The sequence below is a fragment of the Mycobacterium simiae genome (genome assembly GCF_008370645.1).
GTDB lineage: Bacteria > Actinomycetota > Actinomycetes > Mycobacteriales > Mycobacteriaceae > Mycobacterium > Mycobacterium simiae_A.
Genome location: NZ_VTZN01000575.1, coordinates 1 through 369 on the forward strand (window position 1 = coordinate 1; position 369 = coordinate 369).

The following is a 369-nucleotide window of genomic DNA, read 5'->3' on the forward strand; positions in this document are numbered from 1 at the left end:
GAGACGCGCACGAAGAGCGCGGTTCTGTCGCTTCAGTCGCTCTATGCGTGTTAGCGACTGTTGCAGGACTTTGGTTACCCTATCGATTTCGGAAGCCATTATTATTCGTAATCGCTATCATCGCTCTGAGCGAAGTCCATAAGCTCATCCAGCGCCATGCTCGAAAAACTCTTCTCCATATTGCCAGAATCCCCGCCGCGTTTGTGGTCCGCCATTTCTAGGAGCATGTCGAGAACCCCCTCTTCTCGAAGTCGGTGGATTGGAATTGAAGCGACAATGCGCTGAACATCTCTTACTTCCGCTGTATGCCGGAGTTCATTGACGCTATCCTGCGTCAGTTGTCGATGAATCTCGGTGGCCAGTGTAGCC

General features: G+C 52.0%; 1 pseudogene. It reads right to left on the reverse strand.

Going from position 1 to position 369, the window contains the following annotated elements:
• Nucleotides 1-101: 101 nt before the first annotated feature.
• Nucleotides 102-369, reverse strand: a pseudogene (locus F0Q45_RS28450) (hypothetical protein); the annotation flags it as partial.